Annotated in this window: 22 protein-coding genes; 10 read left to right on the top strand and 12 right to left on the bottom strand. The window is 61.3% G+C overall.

The window, feature by feature from the left end; all coding sequences use genetic code 11:
• Positions 1 to 82: 82 nt before the first annotated feature.
• The 4 genes from VWZ81_RS06280 to guaA all read right to left on the bottom strand — a co-directional run bounded on the left by VWZ81_RS06280 (position 83) and on the right by guaA (position 5,619).
• A complete protein-coding gene (locus VWZ81_RS06280) occupies positions 83 to 1,240 on the bottom strand; it encodes an OmpP1/FadL family transporter (protein WP_340545474.1) in 1,158 nt (385 codons plus the stop codon).
• Positions 1,241 to 1,346: 106 nt separating this feature from the next.
• Positions 1,347 to 2,249: a DMT family transporter gene (locus VWZ81_RS06275; protein WP_416542330.1), complete on the bottom strand. Its 903-nt coding sequence runs from the start codon at positions 2,247 to 2,249 to the stop codon at positions 1,347 to 1,349.
• A gap of 106 nt (positions 2,250 to 2,355) precedes the next feature.
• Positions 2,356 to 3,909, bottom strand: a complete 1,554-nt coding sequence (locus VWZ81_RS06270) for a hypothetical protein (protein ID WP_416542329.1) — start codon at positions 3,907 to 3,909, stop codon at positions 2,356 to 2,358.
• 141 nt (positions 3,910 to 4,050) lie between these two features.
• Positions 4,051 to 5,619 carry a glutamine-hydrolyzing GMP synthase gene (gene guaA, locus VWZ81_RS06265; protein ID WP_340545477.1) on the bottom strand — a complete coding sequence of 523 codons (1,569 nt, stop codon included), beginning with the start codon at positions 5,617 to 5,619 and terminating at the stop codon, positions 4,051 to 4,053.
• A gap of 237 nt (positions 5,620 to 5,856) precedes the next feature.
• Here guaA and VWZ81_RS06260 point away from each other — a divergent pair, with 237 nt between their 5' ends.
• On the top strand, positions 5,857 to 7,410 hold the full coding sequence (locus VWZ81_RS06260; RefSeq protein WP_416535996.1) for a trimethylamine methyltransferase family protein: 1,554 nt from the start codon (positions 5,857 to 5,859) through the stop codon (positions 7,408 to 7,410).
• Between the two features lie 128 nt (positions 7,411 to 7,538).
• On the opposite strand, the gene VWZ81_RS06255 is transcribed toward VWZ81_RS06260, so the two are convergent.
• A complete protein-coding gene (locus VWZ81_RS06255; RefSeq protein ID WP_340545479.1) occupies positions 7,539 to 7,835 on the bottom strand; it encodes a DUF6477 family protein in 297 nt (98 codons plus the stop codon).
• Between the two features lie 239 nt (positions 7,836 to 8,074).
• Here VWZ81_RS06255 and VWZ81_RS06250 point away from each other — a divergent pair, with 239 nt between their 5' ends.
• Complete coding sequence (locus VWZ81_RS06250; RefSeq protein WP_416542328.1) at positions 8,075 to 9,148, top strand: DUF6456 domain-containing protein; 1,074 nt, start codon at positions 8,075 to 8,077, stop codon at positions 9,146 to 9,148.
• A 93-nt stretch (positions 9,149 to 9,241) separates the two neighbouring features.
• Here VWZ81_RS06250 and VWZ81_RS06245 read toward each other — a convergent pair whose 3' ends face one another.
• Positions 9,242 to 9,790 (bottom strand): peroxiredoxin, encoded by a 549-nt coding sequence (locus VWZ81_RS06245; protein ID WP_340545481.1) that lies wholly within the window; start codon positions 9,788 to 9,790, stop codon positions 9,242 to 9,244.
• A 359-nt stretch (positions 9,791 to 10,149) separates the two neighbouring features.
• Between VWZ81_RS06245 and lipA the strand changes: the two genes are divergently transcribed.
• Both lipA and VWZ81_RS06235 read left to right on the top strand, forming a co-directional pair.
• Positions 10,150 to 11,100, top strand: a complete 951-nt coding sequence (gene lipA, locus VWZ81_RS06240; protein WP_340545482.1) for a lipoyl synthase — start codon at positions 10,150 to 10,152, stop codon at positions 11,098 to 11,100.
• Entirely contained in the window at positions 11,097 to 12,242 is a 1,146-nt protein-coding gene (locus VWZ81_RS06235) for an amidohydrolase (protein ID WP_416542327.1), read from the top strand. The genes lipA and VWZ81_RS06235 overlap by 4 nt, the downstream gene beginning before the upstream one ends.
• Positions 12,243 to 12,289: 47 nt before the next feature.
• Here the strand turns inward: VWZ81_RS06235 and VWZ81_RS06230 are convergent, their stop codons facing one another.
• Both VWZ81_RS06230 and hpt read right to left on the bottom strand, forming a co-directional pair.
• Positions 12,290 to 12,640, bottom strand: a complete 351-nt coding sequence (locus VWZ81_RS06230; RefSeq protein ID WP_416540220.1) for a hypothetical protein — start codon at positions 12,638 to 12,640, stop codon at positions 12,290 to 12,292.
• A gap of 212 nt (positions 12,641 to 12,852) precedes the next feature.
• Complete coding sequence (gene hpt / locus VWZ81_RS06225; RefSeq protein ID WP_416542325.1) at positions 12,853 to 13,398, bottom strand: hypoxanthine phosphoribosyltransferase; 546 nt, start codon at positions 13,396 to 13,398, stop codon at positions 12,853 to 12,855.
• Between the two features lie 73 nt (positions 13,399 to 13,471).
• Between hpt and VWZ81_RS06220 the strand changes: the two genes are divergently transcribed.
• Entirely contained in the window at positions 13,472 to 13,918 is a 447-nt protein-coding gene (locus VWZ81_RS06220; RefSeq protein WP_340545486.1) for a type II toxin-antitoxin system RatA family toxin, read from the top strand.
• A gap of 84 nt (positions 13,919 to 14,002) precedes the next feature.
• On the opposite strand, the gene VWZ81_RS06215 is transcribed toward VWZ81_RS06220, so the two are convergent.
• The 4 genes from VWZ81_RS06215 to VWZ81_RS06200 all read right to left on the bottom strand — a co-directional run bounded on the left by VWZ81_RS06215 (position 14,003) and on the right by VWZ81_RS06200 (position 17,584).
• Positions 14,003 to 15,184, bottom strand: a complete 1,182-nt coding sequence (locus tag VWZ81_RS06215) for an ammonium transporter (RefSeq protein WP_340545487.1) — start codon at positions 15,182 to 15,184, stop codon at positions 14,003 to 14,005.
• 212 nt (positions 15,185 to 15,396) lie between these two features.
• A complete protein-coding gene (locus VWZ81_RS06210) occupies positions 15,397 to 15,861 on the bottom strand; it encodes a CinA family protein (RefSeq protein WP_416542324.1) in 465 nt (154 codons plus the stop codon).
• A gap of 17 nt (positions 15,862 to 15,878) precedes the next feature.
• Positions 15,879 to 16,385 (bottom strand): phosphatidylglycerophosphatase A, encoded by a 507-nt coding sequence (locus VWZ81_RS06205; RefSeq protein WP_340545489.1) that lies wholly within the window; start codon positions 16,383 to 16,385, stop codon positions 15,879 to 15,881.
• Positions 16,382 to 17,584 (bottom strand): bifunctional 2-C-methyl-D-erythritol 4-phosphate cytidylyltransferase/2-C-methyl-D-erythritol 2,4-cyclodiphosphate synthase, encoded by a 1,203-nt coding sequence (locus tag VWZ81_RS06200; protein WP_416542323.1) that lies wholly within the window; start codon positions 17,582 to 17,584, stop codon positions 16,382 to 16,384. Before VWZ81_RS06200 ends, VWZ81_RS06205 begins: the two co-directional genes overlap by 4 nt.
• A gap of 191 nt (positions 17,585 to 17,775) precedes the next feature.
• On the opposite strand from VWZ81_RS06200, the gene dusB reads away from it, so the two are divergent.
• The 5 genes from dusB (at position 17,776) to VWZ81_RS06175 (ending at position 25,162) form a co-directional block, all read left to right on the top strand.
• Positions 17,776 to 18,789: a tRNA dihydrouridine synthase DusB gene (gene dusB, locus VWZ81_RS06195; protein ID WP_416542322.1), complete on the top strand. Its 1,014-nt coding sequence runs from the start codon at positions 17,776 to 17,778 to the stop codon at positions 18,787 to 18,789.
• Positions 18,786 to 19,952 (top strand): two-component system sensor histidine kinase NtrB, encoded by a 1,167-nt coding sequence (locus tag VWZ81_RS06190; RefSeq protein WP_416535983.1) that lies wholly within the window; start codon positions 18,786 to 18,788, stop codon positions 19,950 to 19,952. Before dusB ends, VWZ81_RS06190 begins: the two co-directional genes overlap by 4 nt.
• Before the next feature lie 6 nt (positions 19,953 to 19,958).
• On the top strand, positions 19,959 to 21,371 hold the full coding sequence (locus VWZ81_RS06185) for a response regulator (protein ID WP_416542321.1): 1,413 nt from the start codon (positions 19,959 to 19,961) through the stop codon (positions 21,369 to 21,371).
• Positions 21,372 to 21,470: 99 nt separating this feature from the next.
• The gene (locus VWZ81_RS06180; protein WP_416542320.1) at positions 21,471 to 23,750 is read left to right on the top strand and encodes an ATP-binding protein; all 2,280 of its coding nucleotides are present in this window, start codon (positions 21,471 to 21,473) and stop codon (positions 23,748 to 23,750) included.
• The gene (locus tag VWZ81_RS06175; protein WP_340545495.1) at positions 23,747 to 25,162 is read left to right on the top strand and encodes a sigma-54-dependent transcriptional regulator; all 1,416 of its coding nucleotides are present in this window, start codon (positions 23,747 to 23,749) and stop codon (positions 25,160 to 25,162) included. Before VWZ81_RS06180 ends, VWZ81_RS06175 begins: the two co-directional genes overlap by 4 nt.
• Positions 25,163 to 25,197 lie beyond the last annotated feature (35 nt).

Below are 25,197 nucleotides of genomic sequence, written 5' to 3'. Positions count from 1 at the left end.
ACCATAGGGTGCGGGGGAGAACTGGTCCTGTACCTGTCTTTGTTCCAGCGCTGCCTGTGGCGCACGCAGGTCTACGTCAGGATCAGAAGTAGTAGCCGAACTTCACGCCAACGCTGACCGCCTTGTTGCCGCTGAAGGAGGCGCGGGCGACATCCGGCGTTCCGGTCTCAGCAAAGGCATCGCCAAGGTCGGTATAGCGCACGCCGCCCGAGATCTTGAACTGATCCTTGGTGTATTGCAGCCCGACTGAGATGCTCTTGTAGCCATTGGTCGGGGCCAGCGGCGACACCAGATTGTCGCTGTCTTCGGCTTCATAGCCGAGGCTGATCGAGCCGACTAGATTTTCGTTGAACCGGCGCGCGACACCCAGCGTGTAGGACACCGAGTCAGACAGGTCGATCAGATCGACATTGGCAGTGCTGGGGCGCAGTTTGACGACACTATGCTCGGCCCAGCGAATACCGGCCAGCAGGAGCGTGTCCTTAGCAATACCGGTCTGGAAATCAACGTTAAGCGACTGAGGAGTCTTGGTTGTCGTCGATCCGTTGAAGGTCGTGCCCGGGACATCCGGCAGACTTTCGGTGGTGGCGAAGGTATGCTCGATCTCAGATTGATAAGTCACAGCCAGGCGCAGGGCGATGTCGGGACGCTCATAGGCACCACCAACCAGCCAGCCAACTGCGCCATCACGCGCTACTCTGACGTTATAACCGTCGAGATCATTGCCGGGTGTCAAGGGGCTGTTATAGGCAAGCCCTTTCAGGGTGATGTCGCCCTTGATCTGCTGGTAACGAATACCACCGTGCACGCTGAAATTCTCGTTGAACTTGTAGCGAACGATCCCGGTGATTGCTTCTGAATCGGCAATCGCTGTGGTTCCGCCAAGCAGGAAAGAGCCGGGTGTGATCGGGTTGGCATCTGCGCTCGGATACCTGACGTCCGACCCCCACGGCTGGTCAAAAATCATCGAGAACGATACGCGGTCGTTCAGGTCGTATTTGATGCCACCGGAAATCTGGTTGAAGCTCAGTGCGACATTGCCGCTCGGGGTTCCGGCAGGGTTGAGCGTCCGTACGTCCGTGCCGGTTACATCCGGGTTGGTGTGCGAGAACGAGAGCTCTGCGTAGTTCCCTTTTTCAAAGATGATCCCAACGGGCTGGCCGGTGCGGTCAAGACCGCCTGCCATAGCTGCGCCGGAAGCCAGCGCCAGCGCTGCTGACGTTGCAAGATAGCGTTTCATTGTTCCTCCCTGTCCAGACTTGGGCGCCTGGTTTTACATTGCGAAACGCTAGCAAGGGGGATTTTTTCGGTCAATGTTGACGCAAAGGCAATCAACGGCAAGAAAATCAGGCAGAATGACCGTGTCGGCGGGGCGCGCGGAAACGTCCGGCGGCATCCAGAATATTGATGTAGTTTGCGCAGAAAATGACCGCAGCCCCGATCAGTACCCAGAGGTTAAGCGCTTCACCGTAAATCAACATTCCGGCCACGGCGATGGTGGGTAGTCGGGCGAAATCAATCGGCACCACAACGGTGGCCGGGGCAATGGAGAGCGCCTTGGTCATACAGAAATGCGCGGCAAGCCCGGCGCAGCCGATAATCAGCAGCCAAAGTGCCGTTGCGGCATTTGGGAGAGTGATCTGCCCGTCCCACCCCGATATCACCAGCCCCATGCCGAGTTGCAGCAGCGTGAGCCAGAGCAGAATGGAGCTGATGGGCTCGTGCCGGGTCAGCCTTTTGGTGAAGAGGATGGTCAGCGCAAAGAAGATGGCTGAGGCCGCTGCCGCAAAAACGCCAAGGCTCAGCGTCTCCGGGCTGGGGCGGGCCACGATCAAAATGCCGACAAAGCCTAGCGCGGCGGCCAATACGCGGGGCTTCGTCAGCCGCTCGCCCAGCAGCAGCGGTGACAGCAGCAGCACCCAGAGCGGCGAGGTGAACTCCAGCGCAAAAACCTGTGCAAGCGGGATCAGCGTTACCGCAAGGAACCACAGGTTCTGTCCGGTGAAATGGGCGGCATTGCGGATCAGATGCAGGCCCAGCCGATCGCGCCGCACCTGGCCCCAGCTGCCGGTGGCGGTCAGACAGATGACAACAATAACCATCCCGACGGCGCTGCGATAGGTCATGATCTCAAAGGTGTCGAGGCGCAACCCGGCTTCGCGGCCAGCGATGGCCATCGAGGAAAACGAGACAATCGCCCCGACCATCCAGAGCGCAGCCGTGCCTATTCTGAACTCACCCTGCGCCATGGCCGCCCCTTTGCCCGTTGGTCACGAAGAAGGGCTAATTTAGCAGGCGGGTCAAGTCATCTCTGCGCGGCGGCGGTCGCGGGTCCGGGCCGCGCAGAACAGGCGTCTATTCGGCGGCAACCGTCTGCTTGAGCATTGCCGCGTGGGGCAGTGAGGGGAGGTCCAGCCGGTTCCCGCGCTCGATATACTCCTTCGCTATCGTGTCGGCATCAAACCCCAAACGTGACAGCAGCGTCTCGATTTCCTCAACCAGCGCATTGGTCGTGGCGCTGCCTTGTGGCGACGCATTGACCTTCTGCGGCAGGATCGGTCCTGTGGTGTGGCCCAGCTCTTGCAGCAGGTTTCGAGCGCCATCCGGCGTCGTGGCCTGCTCCAGCGTGGTTTCGATAAAGTGAAGTTGGTCGCCGTAGAGTTGTTTGTAGTAGGCGTAGCGCACTTCCATCTCCAGCGCATACCAGATCGCCATGCCGATTTCGCCCATTTGCTCGAACGGCGCGGGGTCGAGGATCTTGTGATTGTAGGTCGGATGCAGGTACCATTGCCAAGGTATTGTAATATTGCAAAAATCATTACGGTTCACATAGCTTGCGATTTGTTTGCCAAGGTTGCGGCGCAGGATGATCACGCTGGTTCGCGGCGCTAAACCGTGTTCCACCAGCGCCTCAATCAACCCGCATTTGCCCAATGTATGGTTGCTTTCCGCATAGGGGGCTTGCAGGTTGCCCAGTTTGCCCTCCCAGAAGTCGCAGACATTCGCGTTCATCCCGTAGGTATTGAACCCACGCATGTGTCCAATACTGGGCGTACGAATGCCATAGTCATTCGCGCCAAGCGGCTCATGCACCGACGGGATATTCAGGTTCTCACCCAGAAATTTCGCAAGCCATGCGGTGCCCGTACGTCCGGCAGAGAGGGTGAAGATGAATTCAGGCTTTAAGCATTGTTGAGCGTTTTCTGACACCGGCGTGGCAAGAGTTGGGACTGCGGCAGCCAGTGCCGGGCGAGTGTAGCCGAACCGGGAAATTTCGCCGACGGCCTCGACCTCGATCACGTCCGCCGCCTCCGGGTGGGCTGTAAAGAGTCTGGCCGCATCAGCGCCAGTTTTCGCAGGCATCGGCGCCTTGGCGTTCAGGTTCGAAAACCGCTCCCAAAGCCCGTCGATATCGAGCGCATTTATATCCTCCTCAAGATGCTCATAGCGCAGCACGACATCTGCGGAATTCGAACCATCCAGTGGTGCAATACGGCGGTTTTCGCTCAACAGGCTGCGGTAGCGTCGGACAAAGATATCGAGCGGAACATCTCTCTGATCCATCGCCTCGTTGTAGTAGCGGGAAACCATGGCATCGTAGGGATCGCGCCGGATCGTTACTTTGGTATAGGTCTCCCAGATATCCTGAGGAACTGCGGCGCGGATCTGTCCGGCGGTCATGTGATCGAAGAAAACCTGCGTGCCCCCGTTTCCATCCGGCCAAGTCTGGGTCTGATGGTTCTGAGGGCCGGGATAGCCCAACGCCCTCCGCCTCTCTTCATCCTTTGGGCTGATTGGTGTGATGATGCTGCTTTCATCACAATAGCTGGACAGTGCGATTTCAAACGAGGTTCCAGCAACCTTCTTGGTCTTAATGAAAATCAGTTTGAGAGGGTGGCAAATAATCATTCAAATGTGCTTCGTTTCAGACATGTCCGAAACCTCGCAGCCAGAACTGATCAAAACGTTAAAAGTCTAAATGAAACATATGATTACGCGTCGTCATCGTAGAAAACCCCGGCCAGTTGGCCGGGGTTTCAGGGGCTTAGATTATTCCCACTCGATCGTGCCCGGAGGCTTCGAGGTGATGTCATAGGTGCAACGGTTGATACCCTTGACCTCATTGATGATCCGCGTGGCGGTTTCCCCCAGGAATTCGTGGCTGAACGGGTAATAATCGGCAGTCATACCATCGACAGATGTCACCGCGCGCAGGGCACAGGCATAGTCATAAGTGCGGCCGTCGCCCATCACGCCGACGGTGCGAACGGGCAGGATCGCCACAAAGGCCTGCCAGATTTCATCATAGAGACCATGCTTGCGAATCTGGTCGATATAGATCGCATCCGCCTCGCGCAGGATTTCCAGTTTTTCACGGGTGATTTCGCCGGGGCAGCGGATCGCAAGGCCCGGTCCGGGGAAGGGGTGGCGACCGATGAAGCTTTGCGGCAGGCCCAGTTCGCGGCCAAGCGCGCGGACTTCATCCTTAAATAGCTCACGCAGCGGCTCGACCAGCTTCAGCCCCATTTTTTCCGGCAGGCCGCCGACGTTGTGGTGCGATTTGATGGTGACAGACGGCCCGCCCGAGAAGGACACGGATTCGATCACATCCGGGTAGAGTGTACCCTGCGCCAGGAAGTCGGCGCCGTCGATCGTGTCGGCGTGTTTCTGGAACACGTCGATGAACAGTTTGCCGATGATTTTGCGCTTGGTTTCCGGGTCGGACTGGCCGTCCAGTTCGCCCAGGAACAGATCGCTTTCATCTGCGTGGATCAGCTGAATATTGTAGTTGTCACGGAACATCGTGACGACCTCTTCGGCCTCGTTCTTGCGCAGCAACCCGTGGTCCACGAACACACAGGTCAGCTGGTCGCCGATGGCCTCGTGGATCAGGATCGCCGCAACCGAGCTGTCAACGCCGCCGGAGAGGCCGCAGATGACTTTCTTGTCGCCCACCTGATCGCGGATCGCCTGGATCGCCTGTTCGCGGTAGGCACCCATGGTCCAGTCGCCGGTGAAACCTGCGATCTTGACAAAGTTCTCATAGAGTTTCGCACCATTGGGGGTGTGATGCACCTCCGGGTGAAACTGAACCGCGTAGAAATTGCGCGACACATCGGCGGTGATGGCAAAAGGCGCGTTGGGCGAGGTGCCGTAGACCTCAAAACCGGGCGCGATTTCGCTGACATGATCGCCGTGAGACATCCAGACCTGTTCGCGGTCGCTGTCATCTGCAAACCAGCCATCCAGCAGCGGCAGGCTGCTGACCGTCGGCGTCACATAGGCGCGACCGAACTCGGCGGTGCCATGGCCGGAGAGCACCTTGCCGCCCAGCTGGTGCATCATCACCTGCTGACCATAGCAGATCCCCAGGATCGGCACGCCAAGGTCAAAGATTTCCTGCGGCGCACGGGGGCTGCCTTCGCGGGTCACGCTGTCCGGGCCACCGGAAAAGATCACGGCTTTGGGCGCCATTTCGCGCACAAAATCCATCGTGACATTCTGGTAGGGGTGAATTTCGCAATAGACATTCAGTTCGCGCAGGCGGCGCGCAATCAGCTGCGTGACCTGGCTGCCAAAGTCGATGATGAGAAGGCGGTCGTGGGATGTCTCTGTCATGCACGCGCCATAGGGCAGCGGCGCGAAATTCGCAAGGTATTTTCGTGTTTCGGGCCGCGTTTGCACAATCTCTGATCCGGTTGTCGCGCGGCCTCTTACGGCCGATATCGGGCCGCAGGCGCGAGAAACCTGTCGGGAATGTCGCTTTTCAACTTCAATGGCCGTAATCCTGCGGCGGCTTTGGTCTTGGGCGCTATAATCACACCAGCAACGAAATGCCTGTGGTGAGGAACAACCATGACAGAAGCAGCTCCAGCAGCACCGCGCCGTCGCGCTCGTGGAGGCGGTGGTGCCGCCCGTCGCGCAGAACGAACCGGCGTCAAGATTGATACCGCAAAATACATCGAGCGGAATATTCCGAATTTCGAAGTGTTGAGCGAAGAGGCGCTGCAGACCATCGAAGCCAACGCCGAAACCATCCTCGAAGAGGTCGGTGTCAACTTCGTGAACAACCCCGGCGCGTTGGAGCGCTGGCGCGAGGCCGGGGCCACGATTGATGGCGAGCGGGTTCGGATCCCGCGCGGCCTGGCGCGCGAGCTGTGCAAGACGGCGCCGTCCGAATTCACCCAACATGCCCGCAACCCGGAGAAATCCGTGGTCATCGGCGGCAAGAACATGGTGCTGGCACCGGTCTATGGCCCGCCGTTTGTGCGCGATGCCAAGGGCGGGCGCCGTTACGCGACGCTGGATGATTTCCAGAAATTCGTGAAGCTGGGCTATATGTCCAAATGGCTGCACCATTCCGGCGGTACCGTTTGCGAGCCGACCGACGTACCGGTGAACAAACGCCACCTCGACATGCTGATGGCGCATATGACCCTGAGCGACAAGCCGTTCATGGGGTCGGTGACCGAGCCCAGCCGGGCGCAGGATTCCATCGAGATGTGCGAGATCCTTTTTGGCAAGGATTTCGTGCGCGACAACACCGTGATGACCTCGCTGATCAACATCAACTCGCCAATGACCTTTGACGATGTGATGATGGGTGCGCTGGAGGTCTACGCCGCCCACAACCAGGCCTGCATCATCTCGCCCTTTATCGTTGGCGGTGCCATGGCGCCGGTCTCGGTTGCCGGTACGCTGACTCAGGTTCTGGCCGAGGTGATGGCAGGCGTGGCCTATAGCCAGCTGATCCGCGCCGGTGCGCCGGTGATCTTCGGCGCCTTTGTATCCTCGATCGACATGAACTCCGGTGCGCCGACCTTCGGGACGCCGGAAGCCTCGCTGGTGACCTATGGGGCCGGTCAGCTTGCACGCCGGATGAACCTGCCGTTCCGTTCGGCCGGATCGTTCTGTGGCTCCAAGCTGCCCGACGCGCAGGCGGCCTATGAAACCGCCAATTCGCTCAACATGGGCCTGTTGTCGGGCGTGAACTTCCAGCTGCACTCCTGCGGCTGGCTCGAGGGCGGTCTGGTTGCCGATTTCGAGAAGTTCGTGATGGACGCCGATCAGCTGGGCGCGCTGCATGGTCTTGCCAAAGGTGTCGCCGTGGACGAGGAAGCCCAGGCCATGGACGCCATCCGCGAGGTTGGTCCCGGTGGTCACTACCTTGGCTGCGCCCATACGCAGGCGAATTTCAAGACCGCATTCTGGAAATCCGAGCTGCTGGACTACAAGCCCTTTGAAACCTGGGAAGAAGAAGGTGCGCGTGACACCGTTGCATTGGCCAGCAGCCGGGTGGAAACGCTGCTCGACGCCTATCAGGCGCCGCCGCTCGATCCTGAAGTGCTGAGCAGGCTGGAGGCCTATGTCGCCGAGAAGAAAGCCTCGATGCCCGATGCCTTCATGTAAGACCGGCTGAGATCGGCACTCCGATATATGCCAGCCCGGCTGGCAGGCAGACGGCGGTCCCTCGGGGCCGCCGTTTTGCGTTACGGGCCGGTGGTCTGCCCTGGGATCCATCCTGTCTGGCGACGGTCTCAGGCGACTTTAAGGGTCGGGCGGCGCAGCCCCTCGGCCTCGCCCATCAGGGCAATCAGCACATCGACATGGCGGGTCAGTGAATACCCGGCATCGCCGGACTCGCGCTGGCGGTTGTAATCGTGTTCGAGATCCAGCAGCCGCATCACCGCAGCGGCCGGTTTCGGCAGGGTGCCATAGCCCAGCACCCGTTTCAAATCGCGGCGCCGGCTATAGTCCCGCGCGCCGATCCGCGCGGTCCGCACCAACAGTCGAGGGCGGCGCAAAGCGGCCAGATGACCAAAGATATCCTGCATCGTCATGTCCTTTCCAGCTCTGTTGATAGCGCTGTGTAACACAACTGAAGCGGGTGTTGCCGAAGGGGCCGGTTCGGCGAACGGTCTATTCGATATTGATTGATGAAAATTTGAAACCAATGATGCTCTGACTGAGACTATCCAGAAAAATCAGGCCAGTACGGTGAATGGTGTCTGTGGATAACACGTAGGCGGCCAGTGGGAGGATAGTTTCGAATGATCACATGTGGGGTGATAAAATGCAAACTATGGCTGTATCCGGCTTGCCGGAATGGGTGCCTGAGGAGGCGTGCCGATATCTTGAACACACCGAAGCGGGCCGTTCGATCCGCAATCTTGCAAAACAGGCGGGCTGCCACCCGTCCACGGTATTGCGACAGGTCAGACGGGTCGAAACCCGACGCGACGATCCGCTGGTAGATGGCGCCTTGGCGTCGCTGGCGGCCCGCCACTACGCCGAAACGATGCCGGGGCCCAGGCCAATGTCGGCCCGTGCTCTGGCCCTGGGCACAGTGCCCGCCTGCGCCGAAGCCTTCGAGAGCGAGGTGGTCGAAATCCTGACCTGTCTGAACCCGCAGGGCGCGGTGCTCGCGGTGGCGGATGGCATGGAGAAAGCGGTTGTCGTGCGGGAGGCGGCAAGCGGTGACAAGAAGGTCGTGGTGGATCGCATCCTGGCCGAGGCCATGGCGCTGCGCGATTGGATCGCCTGTCCGGCGCCGGGGCGGCTCAGCCGCTATCATATCACACCCGAAGGGCGCACCGCGCTCAGCCAGTTTGTGGCCCGCCGCGAGAACCGCGCCCGTTCCCGACTGGAAAGCGCCAGCCTGGCGACGCGCAAGGTTGGTCGCGGTCCGCGTCGTCCACGCCGGGCGCGCTATGGGCTGGGTGAGACGCCGCTGCATATGCTGGCGCGGCTGACGGATCGTGATGGGACGCCGTTTCTGACCAGCGATCTGGTGCGCGCCGGTGAGCGGCTGCGCGAAGATTTCGAACTGGCGCAGGTCGGCGATCATCTGGCGCAATCGGTGGCGCAGTTTGCCGATGGCGATTGCAGTCCGGCCGCCGCCCGGCGTCGCCGACCCGGACAGGCCGCGGCAGCCGCCAAACGCCGGGCCTCTGCCGCGCTCAACGCGCTTGGCGAGGGGCTGAGCGACATCGTGATGCGCTGTTGCTGCCATCTGGAAGGGCTGGAGGCGGCCGAACGCCAGCTGGGCTGGTCGGCGCGGTCAGGCAAGGTGGTGCTGCGCATCGCGTTGCAACAGCTGAAACTTCACTATGACGCCCAGCAGGAGCAGGATGAGCTTATCGGCTGAACCCATGGCCTGACATAGAAAAACCCGGCGCCATGCGGCACCGGGTTTGCGGATTTTATCTGGCCGGTCCGGACCTGACCGGGGTCGCGCGGATCAGGCGGCGACCTCAGCCTTGGCTGTTTTCAAGTGCTCCAGAACGGTCTCCGGGGAGGAGACGCCATAGGGATCTTCGCCGTGGTTGTCGCATAGGCCCGGCTCTTCGAACCATGCCTCGACAACACCGTTGTTGACGATGGCTGCATAGCGCCAGGACCGGTTGCCAAAGCCCAGGTTATCCTTGGCCACCAGCATACCCATCTTGCGGGTGAATTCGCCCGACCCGTCGGGGATCACGCCAACGTTCTTCAGGTTCTGGGATTCGGCCCATTTGTTCATCACGAAGCTGTCGTTCACCGACATGCAGTAGATCGCATCGATGCCTTCGGCCTGGAAGTCGGCGAAGCCGTTTTCAAAACCGGGCAGCTGATAGGTCGAGCATGTGGGGGTGAAAGCACCGGGCAGGGAGAACAGCACTACGCGCTTGCCCGCGAAATAGTCAGCGGTGGTTTTGTCTTCCCAGCGGAACGGGTTCGGGCCGCCCACAGATTCGTCGCGAACACGGGTGCGGAAGGTCACGTCGGGCAGTTTTACGCCAGCTTTCATCATCGGCTCCTAGTTGATCAATTCGGTGTCGGGCGGTGACTTATAATAGTTCTAAATCGCCCGCAATGGGGTATTCGCGCGCTGGTGCAGCGGTGTCCGGGTGGCGCCGCATCGCTGTGGTCATGCGCCGCTTTCTGACCGACTCGGAGGCGGGTTTGATCCTGCAATAGCGTGGAAGGCAAAACCGGCGGGCAGGGTTGCAGATTCTGCATTGCGAACAAATACCTTAATCAAGACAGGTTATTACGGTGCAGAGCTGATCTGTTCTGCCGCCGTCGTCAGGTGCAGAACTGGTCGTGCCAAGCGATTGCAACTATGTTACGAAGACCAAAAGACCATTGCCGCAAGGGAACATCGACGTGCGAGATCTGAAAATCCCCGAGCAACGCCACCCGGAAAAGGCGCATCGTCCTGACAATGCTCAGCCGAAGAAGCCGAGCTGGATCCGGGTCAAGGCGCCAGGGGGCAAAGGCTACGCGGAAACGCATAAGATCATGCGTGAGAACAACCTCGTCACGGTCTGTGAGGAAGCCGGCTGCCCGAATGTTGGCGAATGCTGGAGCCAGGGGCACGCCACCATGATGATCATGGGTGAAATCTGCACCCGCGGCTGTACCTTCTGCAATATCGCCACCGGCCGGCCCGATACGCTGGATGCGTTTGAGCCGGGTCGCGTCGCCCATGCGGTGCAGAAACTTGGCCTCAACCATGTTGTGATCACCTCCGTCGACCGCGACGATCTGGAAGACGGCGGTGCAGACCATTTCGCCCAGACCATTCGCGCGGTCCGCCATCGCAGCCCGACAACCACGATCGAAATCCTGACACCGGATTTCCTGAAATGCGCCCCTGAGGTGCTGGAAACCGTGGTGGAGGCCCGCCCGGATGTGTTCAACCACAATCTGGAAACCGTTCCCGGTCTCTATCCCGGTGTCCGCCCGGGTGCGCGCTATTTCCACTCCCTGCGGCTGTTGCAGCGGGTAAAGGAGCTGGACCCTGCGATCTTCACCAAATCCGGCATCATGGTCGGCCTTGGCGAGAATGCGCAGGAGGTAAAGCAGGTGATGGACGATATGCGCGCCGCAGATATCGATTTCCTGACCATCGGCCAATATCTTCAGCCCACGCCAAAGCACCATGCGGTGGACCGTTTTGTGACGCCGGAAGAATTCGAGAGCTATGAGAAAGCCGCCTATGGCAAGGGCTTTCTGATGGTATCGGCGACGCCGCTGACGCGGTCATCTTATCACGCGGGGGATGATTTTGCCCGGCTGCGTGCGGCACGGAACGCCAAGCTCGGCCAGGCATGACACCGGAGCGTCTGGCGCGGCTGACCGGGCTGCGCCATCGCCTGCACCAGATCCCGGAGGTTTCGGGTGCCGAGGAGAAGACGGCGGAGATGGTGGCGCGCTATCTGCACCAATACCGGCCGGACCAGCTGCTGACCGGGCTCGGCGGCCATGGCGTTGCTGCAGTCTATCAGGGCATAGAGGCGGGGCCGACCGTCATGATCCGCTGCGAGCTCGATGGCCTGCCAATCGAGGAGCTGTCGGAGCAGCCCTACAGATCCAAACATTCCGGGCGTGGCCATCTGTGCGGCCATGACGGCCATATGGTGATGGTCGCCGCGCTGGCAGAGGATCTGGCAGCCCTACGCCCGTCTCGCGGGCGCGTGGTGCTCCTGTTCCAGCCGGCCGAAGAGACCGGCAAGGGGGCCGCTGCGGTGATCGGCGACCCGGCCTTTGCCACTATCGCGCCTGACTACGCGTTTTCATTGCATAATCTGCCGGGGCTGCCGGTTGGGGAGATTGCGCTCTGCGCGGGTGCCGCCAATTGTGCCTCGCGGGGGATGCGGGTGCAGCTGACTGGCCGGACCTCTCACGCGGCGGCGCCGCAGGATGGAATTTCGCCTGCATCTGCCATGGCGCAGCTGCTTCCGGGGCTGGTCGCGCTGGGGGGTGGTGGGGATCTTGGCCCCGATTACGCGCTGGTCACGCTGACCCATGCGCGACTGGGGCAGGCCACGTTTGGCATCGCTCCCGGCGAAGGGGAGGTCTGGGCCACGCTGCGCACGGTGAATGATGCGCGCATGGCGGAGCTGATCACGGCCGCCACGACTTTGGTTCAGAGCACCTGCCTTGAGAGCGGCCTTGGCTGTGAGATCAGGTTTGATGATGTGTTCGAGGCCTGCACCAATGACGCCGAGGCGGTGACGCTGCTGCGGCGCGCCTGCACGCGCGCAGGCCATGCAGTTCGGATGCGGGCGCAGCCACAGCGCTGGTCCGAAGATTTTGGCCAGTTTGGCAAGCAGGCCAAGGCAGCTATGTTCTGGCTCGGCTCCGGCATGGATCAGCCGCAGCTGCACAATCCCGATTATGATTTCCCGGATGCGGCAATCCCGGTCGGGGTTGCCATCTTTGCCGAGGTTATCGCCGAGATTTTGAGCGATTAGCGTGTTGCAACAGGCCCTTGCGCGGACCTGTTCAACCCACTCAGCCGTCAGTTTGTCAGGGCTTCGACCAGTGCGACGGCCCCTACGATTGCCAGCGTGTCACGCACCACCTCATAGATGCGGTCATCCTTGCGCACATAGCGGTGGCCGGGAGCCGGTGGTGCCAGACCCCAACGCGCGTAATCGTCGATATAGATATAGTCGCCGCTGATGCGCTCCCGCGTCTTGTGGCGCTTCTTATACTGTTTCTTGATTTGCCCAGGCGCGTAATGGGCGGCGCTGTTATTATGGCCCGGAGCCCATTTTGGCGGCGCCGCATTGGCGATGGTCGGGGCAAGGGCGGGCGTCAGGCTCAGCGCGGCGGCAGTGGCCGCGGCGGCAAGGTATTTCGTCGTCATGGCGGATCTCCTCGTGATCTCTGCTTTGACCAAGACATGGGGGAGCCTGCCGGTTTTGGCAAATCGCCTGCGCTGCTTTGTGCTGACCGGGGTGCGACAATCGGCAAGGGGCCGCCGGTTCCCTCGCGCATGAAAAAAGGCGCGGTGTCTGCGCGCCTTTCTCGGTGCCCTGTTAGGTGCTCTGATACCCGCCGGGCAGTTCCGTGCGGCGCTTAGCCCTCATCGGTGAAGCGGACATTGCCGATGAAGGGCAGGTTGCGGTTGCGCTGCGCGTAGTCGATTCCGTAGCCCACCACAAATTCGTCCGGGATCTCAAAGCCGATCCAGTCAGAGCGGAAATCGACCTCACGCCGTGATGGTTTGTCCAGCAGCGCGATCGACTTCAACCGTGCAGGCTGACGGCTGCGCAGCAGATGGGTGACATGGTTCAGGGTATGACCGGTGTCGACGATATCTTCGACAACCAGCACGTCGCGCCCTTCAATTGCGCCGCGCAAGTCCTTGAGAATGCGAACTTCCCGGCTGCTTTCCATCGCGTCCCCATAAGAGGACGCCTCAAGGAAATCGACCTCGATCGGCAGGTCAAGTTCCCGCACGAGATCTGCGATAAAGACGAAGCTGCCACGCAGCAGCCCCACCACCACCAGTTTGTCGGTGCCCTGAAATTCGTCTTGGATCTCGGCGCAAAGCTCTTCGATCCGGGCCGCAATGGCCTTGGCTGAGATCATCACATCGATGACATATGGCCGCTGTGTCATGGGTGCCCCCTTGAAATTCCCGCGCGTTCATATGACATGACGCCGGATGATCATAGCAGGAAATGCGCCACTCATGCCTACCCATTCAGAAACCCGGCCAATGCCCTACACGGCACAGCAGATGTATGATCTGGTGGCTGATGTCGGGGATTATCCGAAGTTTCTGCCCTGGTGTGCGGCGGCGCGGATCCGTAGCCGGGTGCCGCAGGGGGGCGCGGAGGTGATGGAGGCGGATCTGGTGATCTCCTTCAAGGTGTTCCGCGAGCGTTTTGGCAGCCGGGTGACGCTCTACGCCGAGGATAAGAAGATCGACACCGAATATCTGGACGGTCCGTTTCGCTATATGAAGTCGAACTGGGCCTTTGCCGACCGTGCGGATGGCGGCTGCGACGTGTCCTTCTTCGTGGATTTTGAGTTCAAGAACGCAGTGTTGCAGGGCATTATTGGTGTTGTCTTCAACGAAGCGATGCAGCGGATCGTGCGGGCGTTTGAGCGGCGCGCGGCGGAGCTGTATGGCTGATCAGGAACGCATTGTAAGTTATTGAAAGAAAACGGGCCCGCGATGCAGGCCCGTTTCTTTTTTATGGCGGCTGGTGCTGCGTCCTCAGCTGGTCATATCATAGGCGCGTTCGCCATGGACGGAGATGTCCAAGCCGTTTGTCTCGGTCTCCGGATCGACGCGCAGCGGGGTGATCGCGGCGGTAACCTTGACCAGAACAACAGTCACAACGGCGGTGAAGATACCGACGATCGCAAGACCGCCCAGCTGTGCCAGCCAGGTGCCCTGACCAAAGAGCGCGATCATGATGGTGCCAAAGATGCCGCCGACACCGTGCACGGCAAAGACATCAAGCGTGTCGTCGATCTTCAGCACATTGCGCACCAGATTCACGGCTTCCTGACAGAGGATACCCGCGACAGCGCCAATCATCAGCGCCTCAACCGGACCTACAAAGCCAGAGGCCGGCGTGATTGAGGCCAGCCCCGCGATGGTGCCGGTGACCAGACCGACCATTGAGGCCTTGCCGTATTTGATCTTTTCCCACAGCGCCCAGGTGAGAGAGGCCGTCGCGGCAGAAATATGCGTCACAGTCAGCGCCATTGCCGCACCGCCGTCGGCGGCCAGCTGCGAGCCACCGTTGAAGCCGAACCAGCCGACCCAAAGCATCGCGGCACCGATGAAGACATAGCCGGGGTTATGCGGCGGTGTGGTGCGGTTTTTGCGCGGGCCGAGGAAGACAGCGATGATCAGCGCAGCCAGACCGGCGGTTTCATGGACCACGATACCACCGGCAAAGTCGCGCACGCCAGTCTCTCCAAAGATGCCGCCATCGGCCATCATGCCGCCGCCCCAGATCCAATGCACCACCGGCGCGTAGCACAGAAGCATCCAGAGGCCGGAGAAGACCAGCACAAAGCCAAAGCCGACGCGCTCGACATAGGCGCCGACGATCAGCGCGGGCGTGATGATGGCAAAGGTCATCTGAAAGGCAAAGAACAGAACCTCGGGCAGGGTGCCGGAGAGGCTATCGGCGGTGACGCCGGACAGGAACATCTTGTCCAGGCCGCCCCAGATGCCGGAGGTGCCGCTGCCAAAGGCGATGGAGTAGCCGAAGGCGAGCCATAGAACGCTCATCAAACAGGCAATCGCATAGCACTGCATGAACACGCTGAGCACATTGCGGGCACGGACAAGCCCGCCGTAGAACAGGGCTAGCCCCGGCAAAGTCATAAAGAGGACAAGGGCCGTGGCCACAATAATCCAAGCTGTATCGGCTGCGTTCATCGCCGTTCCTTCCGCATTTCAGGCTGATTTCTATCTGAGGCCTGACAAAGCGGAGTTGCAGCGTTGAAAAAAGCGGCAGGTTTGATGTTGGCGCTAAAAAAGCAGGCTTTTGTCAAAGTGCCGAAAAAATGAGCACAATCGAGGGGGTGCTGCTCAATCTGCGCACAGAATATGAAATTGCGGCAGATGGGCGGTGATTTGCGTCAGCGGGTTCAGAGCGCCTGTCGGATCAATGTCAGCGCATAGTCGCGGGTGGCCCGTCGCACCGCGTCGCGGCCAAGGGCGCCGAAATCGACGGTTTCGACATGGGTGCTGCGGTCCCTGGCTGCCAGCGCAAAACAGACGCGGCCTTCGGGTTTGTGTTCGGAGCCGCCGGGGCCTGCGATCCCGGTCACGGCCACCGCGATATCGACACGGGCGCGGCTGCGGGCGCCCTCTGCCATCTGGATGGCGACCTCCTCGCTGACCGCGCCGAGAGCCTCGAGAGTCGCGGCCTGCACGCCCAACATCTCCTGCTTGGCGCGATTTGAGTAGGTGACATAGCCCCGATCAACCACCGCCGAGGAGCCGGGCACATCGGTGAGCGCAGCGGCGATCATACCGGCGGTGCAGCTCTCTGCGGTGGCGATGGTCAGGCCTTTTGCGCTGGCCTTGCGGATGATGTCGGACGCGTCCATGGACTTACCTCTGCAATTTACAGGCCCAGTACACCATGGGTGAGACCGGCCAGCGCGGCGACACCGATGGCAGCAAGGATGCCTGCGATAATATCATCCATCATCACCCCTGTGGCCCCTTTCTGACGGTCGGCCCAGCCAACGGGGCCGGGTTTCCACACATCAAACAGGCGAAACAGCACAAAGGCGGCAATCCAGCCGGGCCAGAGTGCAGTGATGGCAATGTCATGCGCCCAGGCGGGATAGGAAATCGCCCAGAGGGCAACAAACTGGCCTGCCACCTCATCCAGCACAAATTCGGAAGGATCCATGTTTTCGCGGTTGCGGGTCATCGCCTCCGCCGCCCAGACGCCGACCACCATGCAGATCACGGTTGCCAGCGCCAGCAGGAGGAAACCGCCCAGCTGGTGCAGGACAAAAGCCATGGGCAGCGCAGCAAGCGACCCCCAGGTGCCGGGTGCCGGACGCATGTAGCCGATGCCGCCCACGGTGCCGATCAGAAAGGCGAGGCGCGAGCGTTTCATGATTTCACCACGCAGGCGGTGGCGAGGGCGGCGATGCCTTCGCCGCGACCGGTAAAGCCAAGCCGTTCGGAGGTGGTCGCCTTGATCGAGACGCGGGAGATATCAATCGACAGGATCTCGGCCACCGCCGCGCGCATGGCGGGGGCATGGGGCGTGATCTTGGGGAATTCACAGACCAGCGTGCAGTCCACATTGGAGATCTGATAGCCCTTGGAGCGGGTCAGATCGGCGGCGTGGCGCAGGAAGATATCGCTGGCGGCACCTTTCCATTGGGGATCCGAGGGCGGGAAGTGGCGACCTATGTCGCCCTCTGCCAGCGCACCATAGAGGGCATCGGTGATGGCGTGCAGCCCGACGTCGGCGTCGGAATGGCCCTGAAGGCCGCGATCATGGGCCACGGGCACACCGCAGAGCACGACCTCATCCCCCGGTCCGAACCGGTGAACATCATAGCCATTGCCAAGCCTTACATCCATGTCGCCCCCTAATATGCGCGCAGCCCGGTCAAAGTCCTCCGGGCGGGTGATTTTGATATTGTCTGGGTCGCCCGGAATGATGGCAACGTCAATCCCTGCCGCACGGGCCACGGCCACATCGTCTGCAGCGTCGCCGCCGGATGCGGCAAGCTGCTGATGGGCGGCACGGATCTGCGGCAGGTGAAAGCCTTGCGGGGTCTGGGCAGCAAACAGGCCGTCGCGGTTCTCGGTGCCGGTCACCGTCCCACCAGCTCCGCGCCACAGCGCATCGGTCACCGCCAGCGCCGGGGCGGCGGCCGGATGGTTATCAAGCGCGGCCATCACATCGCGGATCACCCGGGGAGAGACACAGGGGCGGGCGGCATCATGGATCAGAACCCTGTGGAGCCCGTGCTGATTGAGCAGTTCCACCCCGTTGGCCACCGACTGCGCCCTTGTGTCGCCACCCTTTGTGAGCAGCAGCTCCGCGCGCGATGCAAACTCCTGCCAGTGATCGGTATCCTCAGCAGCGAGAACGAGGGCAATCCGCTGAACGCCTGCGCGTAGGAAGGCATCAATGGTCCAGTCGATTACCCGGCGTCCCATCAGGGGGCGCCATTGTTTTGCCAGACCGCCGCCGGCCCGCAGGCCCTTGCCTGCGGCAACAATCAACGCTGCGGTTTGGTGGGACGCAGGAACAGCTGCGGTGGTAACCGGCGCGGTGGGTAGGGGGGCAGACGGCATGGGATGGCTCTTTCTTGGGTCGCAAATGTTTAGGAGGTGATGCAAGGGGAGGCAATGGCAGCGCGTCACCCTGGGTAAAGTGCCTAAAAATTAGGCAACTGCCAAAAGAAGCAGCCTTGCCGCCAGGGGTTTCATTGTCGCATAGAGGCTGCTTCGGATAGAAACACCACATATGCACAAGGATTAGGCAGTTGTCCTTCACTCTCGGTTCCACCTCTCTGACCCCTCCCATCGCGCTGGCGCCGATGGCTGGAATCACCGATCGGCCGTTTCGCGATCTGGTGCGCAGCTTTGGTGTCGGGCTGATGGTGAGCGAGATGGTTGCCAGTCAGGAAATGGTGCAGGCCAAGCCCGGCGTGCGTGAACGGGCCGAGCTGAGTGCGGATGTGGAGAATACGGCGGTGCAGATTGCCGGGCGCGATGCCTATTGGATGGCAGAGGCCGCGCGGCAGGTGGAAAGCCGGGGCGCAAAGCTGATTGATATCAATATGGGATGCCCGGCCAAGAAGGTGACCAATGGTTATTCCGGCTCGGCCCTGCTGAAGACACCGGATCATGCGCTGTCGCTGATTGAGGCGGTGGTGGCTGCGGTCTCGGTGCCGGTGACGTTGAAGACGCGGCTTGGCTGGGACGACAGCTGTCTGAACGCCGCCAATGTGGCCTATCGCGCGCAGGAGGCCGGGGTGCAGATGGTCACCATCCATGGCCGTACCCGGTGTCAGTTCTACAAGGGCAATGCAGATTGGCAGGCCATTGCAGCAGTGAAAGCTGCGCTAACGGTTCCGCTGCTGGCCAATGGCGATATCGTGGATACGGCCACGGCCCGCAGTGCATTGGCACTCTCGGGTGCGGATGGCGTGATGATTGGGCGCGGGGCGCAGGGCAAGCCCTGGCTGCTGGCTGAGGTGGCGCATGACATCTGGGGCAGTGTAGCCCCCGATGTGCCGACCGGTTCGGATCTGGTTCAGATGGTCAGCGCTCATTACGAGGCGATGATCGCCTTTTACGGCGTGGATCTGGGCCTGCGGGTCGCACGCAAACATCTGGGCTGGTATATGGATGAGGCCGCCACTCCTGCTCAGCTGCGCCGGGAGGTGCTGACAGCCAAGGACCCCAAGACGGTGCTCAGCCTCCTGCCTGCGGCGCTGACCGGGGGCGCTGGGCCGGATCTTGGGCCACAAACCATGGGCGGGCAGGCGGCATGACGCAGGCAGAGGGCGGAAAAACCGGCGCCACGCAGGTCGATTGGAACGGTGCAGACAGCGCGCTCTGGGCGTCGCTGCCGATTCCGGCCTTTGTCATAGATCGCGAGGCCCGGATTGCGGATGTGAATTCCGCCGGTGAGGGCTTCCTCAATACCTCGCGCAAGGCGCTGCTGGGCCAGGGCATCTGGCAGCATGTGATCATTGCCCCGGCCATTGACGAGGCGGTGGAGCGCGCCCGCGACAATGGCACGCCGCTGTTTGTGAACGATATCGACGTCGGCACCCCCGGGCGGGCGCCGCTGCAATGCAATGTACAGGTGGCGCGGGTGCAGGGCGTTCAGGGGGGGATGCTGATCCTGCTCTCCCCGCGCGAGCTGGCCGGGCGGTTGACGCAGAACCATTCGGCCAAATCCGCCGCGCAATCCGCAATCGGTATGGCCGAGATGCTGGCCCATGAGATCAAGAACCCGCTGGCAGGGATCACCGGTGCGGCGCAGCTGCTGTCCATGGGGCTGTCGGGGGATGATCTGGAGCTGACCGATCTGATCGTGAGCGAAAGTCGGCGGATCGTGAAACTCTTGGAACAGGTGGAGCAATTCGGCAACCTCTCGGCCCCGGCCTTTCAGGAGGTCAATATCCATGATGTGCTGGACCGGGCGCGCCGCTCTGCGTTGCTGGGGTTTGGTGCGCAGATGACCATCATCGAGGATTACGACCCTTCGCTGCCGATGGCCTGGGGCGACGGGGACCAGCTGTTGCAGGTGGTCCTGAACCTGCTGAAGAACGCAGCAGAGGCCGCCGATCCCGGTGGTGGAACCATTCGCATCCGTACCTTCTATGAGCATTCGTTCCGCCTGCGGCGCAGTGATGGGTCCGGCAAACTGTTGCCGCTGCAGATTGAGATTTCCGATGACGGTCCGGGTCTGCCTGAGGCGATCCGCGATGATATCTTTGATCCGTTTGTTTCTGGCCGCGAGAATGGCACTGGTCTGGGACTGGCGCTGGTCAGCAAGATCATTGCCGATCATCAGGGCTGGATCTCGGTCAGTTCCGAACCCGGGCAGACGGTGTTTCGCCTGTCGCTGTCGCGCGTGCCGACGGCGCCGCGCCCGGCACCGTTTCCACATGATCCCAACCATACCGCAGACGCACCCAAGGAGTAGCACATCATGGACGGCACCGTTCTGGTCGCAGATGACGATCGCACTATCCGCACGGTTTTGACACAGGCCCTGACGCGGGCCGGGTGCAAGGTGCATGCGACCTCCTCTCTGACGACGCTGATGCGCTGGGTTGGCGAGGGCAAGGGTGATGTCGTCATCTCCGACGTGATGATGCCGGATGGCAATGGGCTGGAGATGCTGCCCAAGATCGCCGATGACCGGCCAGGGCTGCCGGTGATCGTGATCTCGGCGCAGAACACCATCATGACAGCGATCAAGGCGGCTGAGGCCGAGGCCTATGATTACCTGCCCAAACCGTTCGACCTGCCGGAGCTGATGAAGCGGACTGCCAAGGCGCTGACGGAGCGGCGGCAAACGCAGGGGCAGGGGCGTTCGACGCCGCAGGGGGAGCGCGCGCGCGATCTCGGCCTTCATAGCGGCGAGACCCATGAGGACCTGCCACTGGTGGGGCGCACCGAGGTGATGCAGACACTTTACCGTCTGGTGGCGCGGGTGATGAACACCGATATCCCGCTGTTGATCACCGGCGAGAGCGGCACTGGAAAATCCCTGATCGCGCGGTCCATGCATGATCTTTCGGATCGGCGCACCCTGCCGTTTGTCAGGGCTGAGGCGGCTGATCTCGCCTCGCTCGATGGTCCGGCGCAGTTGCTGGCGCAGGCCCGTGGCGGCACGCTGCTGCTGGATGAGCTGGCGGATCTCTCCGAGGAGGCACAGGCACGCGTCGTTCGCATGATGGATGCCCCCGGAGACCACCAGCCGCGTTTCATCGCCACCAGCCAGCAGGATCTGACCGCAGCGATGGAGGCCGGACGGCTGCGACAGGATCTCTATTACCGGATCAGCGGCACGGAGCTCCCCGTGCCTGCGCTGCGGGCGCGGGTGGATGACATTCCGCTGCTTTGCGCGCATTTCCTGACGCGGGCCGAAAATGATGGCGCACCGCACCGCCGGTTGAGCGAGGCAGCGCGCGAACCGCTGCGGCAGTTCCCGTGGCCGGGAAATGTGCGCCAGCTGGAGAATGTGATGCGGCGTCTGGCGCTGACCGCCCGCAGCGAGGACATCAGCCTGGATGAAGTCAACGGTGCGCTGGGCGCGCAATCGGGCGGGGAGCCGCTGGCAGCCAGCGGTGCGGCCCTCAGTACCGAGAAACTGTCGGAATCAGTGGCGCGCCATTTGCAGCGCTATTTCGATCTGCACGGCGATATGCTGCCGCCACCCGGCCTATATGCCCGGTTGATGCGGGAGGTTGAGACCCCTTTGATTGAATTATCGCTCGCGATGACCGGCGGAAATCAGGCAAAATGTGCGGATTTACTTGGTATTAACCGCAATACGCTGCGCAAGAAGATCACCGACCTTGATATTGAGGTGACACGCCGTCGCAAACTGATGTAATATAGCCACAGAACCGTGGCAGATCAGCGTTCGCGCTGGTGACGATCACGATATGTGGCGGTCGGCCAGAATGGTCGCACATCAGGATGGGGACGGTACGTGGCGCAGAGGTCACATCTTCGCTCGGCATACGGGCCATTTGCGGCCCTTGACCGCTGGCGCAGAACCCGCAGGGCACGCAATGTCGGCGCGCTTGGGCTGGTTGTTCTGGGGCCTGTGCTGGCGCTCTCGACATTTCTGATCATCGGCCCGTTCTCGCAAGGGGTCGCCTCGCTGTCGCTGCGGCTGATCCTGCTGGCTGATCTGATCTATGTGCTGGCTGTCGCGGCACTGGTCCTGACGCAGGTTGGGCGGTTGATCGCAGCCCGACGGGCCAAATCCGCGGGTTCCCGGCTGCATCTGCGGCTGATCGGGGCCTTCGCCTTTCTGGCGCTGACGCCCACCGTGATCGTGGCGCTGTTTGCCGGGCTGACCGTGAACGTGGGCCTTGAGGGCTGGTTTTCGGACCGGGTGCGTCAGGTCGTGGGAAGTTCGCTTGCCGCCGCTGAGGCCTATCAGGAGCAGCAGCAGCGCGACCTGTCGGAGGATGCGGTGGCGCTGGCGCGCTATATCGACAACAGCCGGAACCGCAATTTCTTCATCAGCGACGGGCAGCTGCGCCAGGTGCTGACACAGGGGCAATTGCAGATCCAACGCGGCCTTCAGGAGGCTTATGTGGTGGATGGCGCCGGGGCCATCCGGGCCCGTGGCGAACGCTCCTATGAGTTTGACTTTGAAGAGCCGCGCACCGCTGACATCAGCAAGGCGTCGTTTAACGGGGTTACGCTGATCCAGGACTGGGAAAACAGCGAACTGCGGGCGCTGGTGCGGCTGGATGCGTTTGTTGACCGCTTCCTGTATGTCAGCCGTGATGTCGACGGTGAGTTGCTGAGCCTCCTGGATGACACCAAGGAAACCGCGCATCTCTACCAGCAGCTGGAGAGCGAACGCGGGCGGGTTCTGTTTGACTTTGTGCTGTTGTACCTCGGTTTTGCGGTGATCCTGATCCTTGCGGCGATGTGGCTGGGCATGTGGTTTGCCGAACGGCTGTCGCGGCCTGTCGGACGGCTGACGATTGCCGCGCGCCGGGTCGGGGCGGGCAATCTCAACGTGCAGGTGCCCGAAGACGACGGCGATGACGAGATTTCGCAGCTGGGGCGCTATTTCAACCAGATGACGCTGGAGCTGCGCGAGCAGCGCGACACGCTGCTTGAGAACACCCGCCAGATCGAACGCCGCCGCCGGTTGTTTGATTCCGTGCTGATGTCGGTGACCTCCGGTGTGGTCGGGCTGGACCCTGAGGGGCGGGTGACCTTTGTGAACCGCTCTGCGGAACGCCTGCTGGATTGGAATGGCGATCGTCAGTCGCTGGCGCTGGCTGTGGCCGTGCCGGAGTTTGGGCCGCTGTTTGTGGAATTGAGCGAAACCGGCGCCGATGTGGTGCAGGATGAGGTCAAGGTGACGCGCCAGGGGCAGCTGGAGAACCTGCTGGTGCGGATGTCGCCACGGCGCAGCGAGGAGGGGCGGCTTGAGGGCTATGTGGTTGCCTTTGACGATGTCACCGACCTGGTCAGCGCCCAGCGGATGGCGGCCTGGGGCGATGTGGCCCGTCGGATTGCCCATGAGATCAAGAACCCGCTGACCCCGATCCAGCTGAGTGCCGAGCGTATCAAACGCAAATTCGCGCCTAAGCTGGGTGAGGAGAACAGCGATCTCCTGCAATCCATGACAGATGTGATCGTGCGCCAGACCAATGACTTGCGCCGCATTGTTGACGAGTTTTCAAAATTCGCACGGATGCCGGAGCCGGAGCGCCGCGAAGAGGATCTGGTGAAGCTGTTGCGCGATGCGGTGACCCTGCAACGGGCAGGCCAGCCTGATCTGCGCATCACCGCCGATCTGCCCACCGAACCGATGCTTGCCGATCTGGATGCAACCATGATCGGCCAGGCCTTGACCAATCTGATCAAGAACGCGGGCGAAGCCGTTGAAACCCTGAAGCAAAAAGGTGGCGTGCCGGATCTGGATCCGGAAATTCGCATTGCCGTCACCTCGACGAAAACCGGCTATGAGGTCACCATCGCCGACAATGGCATCGGTCTGCCAGAAGACCGTGCCCGTTTGTTTGAACCCTATGTGACCACCCGTGACGAAGGCACCGGTCTCGGCCTGCCGATCGTCAAGAAGATCATCGAAGAACACGGCGGAACGCTGGTGCTGGAAGACGCACCGGTGTTCGAAGGTCAGGCCCATTATGGCGCCATGGCCGTGATCCGCCTGCCTGCCGCACATGAGGCGGCAGCCCCCAATAAGAGTACAGTGAAAGCAGGTCTGACATGAGTGACATTCTGATTGTTGACGACGAACGCGACATCCGTGAGCTGGTTTCCGATATCCTTGAGGATGAAGGCTATGCAACGCGGAAGGCCGGCAGCTCTGAGGAATGCATGGCCGCGCTCAACGCAGAGCCGCCGGCGCTCCTGATCCTCGATATCTGGCTGAAGGACAGCCAGATGGATGGGATCGACATCCTGAAGGTGGTGAAACGCGACAACCCGGAAATCCCCGTGGTGATCATTTCCGGCCATGGAAATATTGAAATTGCCGTCGCCGCGATCAAGCAGGGCGCGTATGATTTCATCGAAAAACCTTTTAATATCGACCAGTTGCTGGTTGTTATTCGCCGCGCGATGGAGGCTTCGAAGCTGCGCCGCGAAAACTCCGATCTGAAGCGTCAGGATGCCGGCGTGAGCGAGATGATCGGGGCCTCCGCGGCCTATCGTGCGCTGATTGGCCAGTTGGACAAGGTGACAAAGTCCAACGGCCGGGTGATGCTGACGGGGCCTGCGGGCAGCGGCAAGGAGATTGCAGCGCGCTATATTCACACCCAGTCCAATCGCGCCTCGGCCCCCTTTGTGACGGTGAACTGCGCCAGTATCGAGCCGGACCGTATGGAGGAGGTGCTGTTTGGTCGGGAAAGCGCCGAACGCGGAGTTGAGCCGGGGCTGCTGGAACAGGCGCATGGCGGCGTGATCTTCTTTGACGAGGTGGCGGATATGCCGCTTGGGACCCAGTCAAAGATCCTGCGGGTGCTGGTGGATCAGCAGTTCCAGCGGGTTGGCGGGGCCGATAAGGTACGCGTTGACCTGCGGGTTATTTCCGCGACAAACAAAGACTTGGAGCGCGAGATTGAGGCGGATCGCTTCCGTCAGGAGCTCTATCACCGCCTGAATGTGGTGCCGATCCCGGTGCCCTCGCTGGCCGACCGGCGCGAGGATATTCCGCTGCTGGCGGATCATTTCATCGCGCATTTCAACCAGAGCCAGGGCCTGCCGCTGCGCAAGCTCAGCGAGGATGCCATTGCCCTGATGCAGACCATGCTGTGGCCGGGCAATGTGCGGCAGTTGAAGAACATGGTGGAACGGGTTCTGATCCTTGGCGAAAGCAGCGGTCCGATTGAGCCAAAGGATCTGCCCCGCGATGAAGAAGCGGTAGATGACCAGAGCCGGGTTGTGCTTTCCGGGGCGCTGGCGACCCTGCCGCTGCGGGAGGCCCGCGAGGCGTTTGAACGCGAATATCTGCTGACCCAGATCAACCGCTTTGGCGGCAATATCAGCCGCACCGCATCTTTTGTCGGGATGGAACGCTCCGCCTTGCACCGCAAACTGAAATCGCTGGGGGTTGTCACCTCGAACAAGGCAGGCGCGCGGATCGCGCATGTTGAGAAGGAAACCGAAGAGGATATGGTCTGATTCAGGCCATATCCCCTGCTTATCAGTGGGTTGTC

Origin of the sequence: Phaeobacter sp. JH20_34 (assembly GCF_048056095.1) — a bacterium.
GTDB lineage: Bacteria > Pseudomonadota > Alphaproteobacteria > Rhodobacterales > Rhodobacteraceae > Phaeobacter > Phaeobacter bryozoorum.
Note: the sequence above shows the minus strand (reverse complement) of the source record. Positions and strands in the feature narration are given on the sequence as shown.

Bases quoted from the DNA above. Each gene is read 5' to 3' on its own strand.
- VWZ81_RS06235 (WP_416542327.1), top strand. From the start codon at position 11,097: ATGACACCGGAGCGTCTGGCGCGGCTGACCGGGCTGCGCCATCGCCTG.
- guaA (WP_340545477.1), bottom strand. From the start codon at position 5,619: ATGACAGAGACATCCCACGACCGCCTTCTCATCATCGACTTTGGCAGC.
- VWZ81_RS06270 (WP_416542329.1), bottom strand. From the start codon at position 3,909: ATGATTATTTGCCACCCTCTCAAACTGATTTTCATTAAGACCAAGAAG.
- hpt (WP_416542325.1), bottom strand. From the start codon at position 13,398: ATGACACAGCGGCCATATGTCATCGATGTGATGATCTCAGCCAAGGCC.
- VWZ81_RS06275 (WP_416542330.1), bottom strand. From the start codon at position 2,249: ATGGCGCAGGGTGAGTTCAGAATAGGCACGGCTGCGCTCTGGATGGTC.
- VWZ81_RS06205 (WP_340545489.1), bottom strand. From the start codon at position 16,385: ATGAAACGCTCGCGCCTCGCCTTTCTGATCGGCACCGTGGGCGGCATC.
- VWZ81_RS06260 (WP_416535996.1), top strand. From the start codon at position 5,857: ATGACAGAAGCAGCTCCAGCAGCACCGCGCCGTCGCGCTCGTGGAGGC.
- VWZ81_RS06200 (WP_416542323.1), bottom strand. From the start codon at position 17,584: ATGCCGTCTGCCCCCCTACCCACCGCGCCGGTTACCACCGCAGCTGTT.
- VWZ81_RS06185 (WP_416542321.1), top strand. From the start codon at position 19,959: ATGGACGGCACCGTTCTGGTCGCAGATGACGATCGCACTATCCGCACG.
- VWZ81_RS06175 (WP_340545495.1), top strand. From the start codon at position 23,747: ATGAGTGACATTCTGATTGTTGACGACGAACGCGACATCCGTGAGCTG.
- VWZ81_RS06245 (WP_340545481.1), bottom strand. From the start codon at position 9,790: ATGAAAGCTGGCGTAAAACTGCCCGACGTGACCTTCCGCACCCGTGTT.
- VWZ81_RS06250 (WP_416542328.1), top strand. From the start codon at position 8,075: ATGCAAACTATGGCTGTATCCGGCTTGCCGGAATGGGTGCCTGAGGAG.
- VWZ81_RS06190 (WP_416535983.1), top strand. From the start codon at position 18,786: ATGACGCAGGCAGAGGGCGGAAAAACCGGCGCCACGCAGGTCGATTGG.
- VWZ81_RS06230 (WP_416540220.1), bottom strand. From the start codon at position 12,640: ATGACGACGAAATACCTTGCCGCCGCGGCCACTGCCGCCGCGCTGAGC.
- VWZ81_RS06255 (WP_340545479.1), bottom strand. From the start codon at position 7,835: ATGCAGGATATCTTTGGTCATCTGGCCGCTTTGCGCCGCCCTCGACTG.
- VWZ81_RS06215 (WP_340545487.1), bottom strand. From the start codon at position 15,184: ATGAACGCAGCCGATACAGCTTGGATTATTGTGGCCACGGCCCTTGTC.
- VWZ81_RS06220 (WP_340545486.1), top strand. From the start codon at position 13,472: ATGCCTACCCATTCAGAAACCCGGCCAATGCCCTACACGGCACAGCAG.
- VWZ81_RS06210 (WP_416542324.1), bottom strand. From the start codon at position 15,861: ATGGACGCGTCCGACATCATCCGCAAGGCCAGCGCAAAAGGCCTGACC.
- VWZ81_RS06280 (WP_340545474.1), bottom strand. From the start codon at position 1,240: ATGAAACGCTATCTTGCAACGTCAGCAGCGCTGGCGCTGGCTTCCGGC.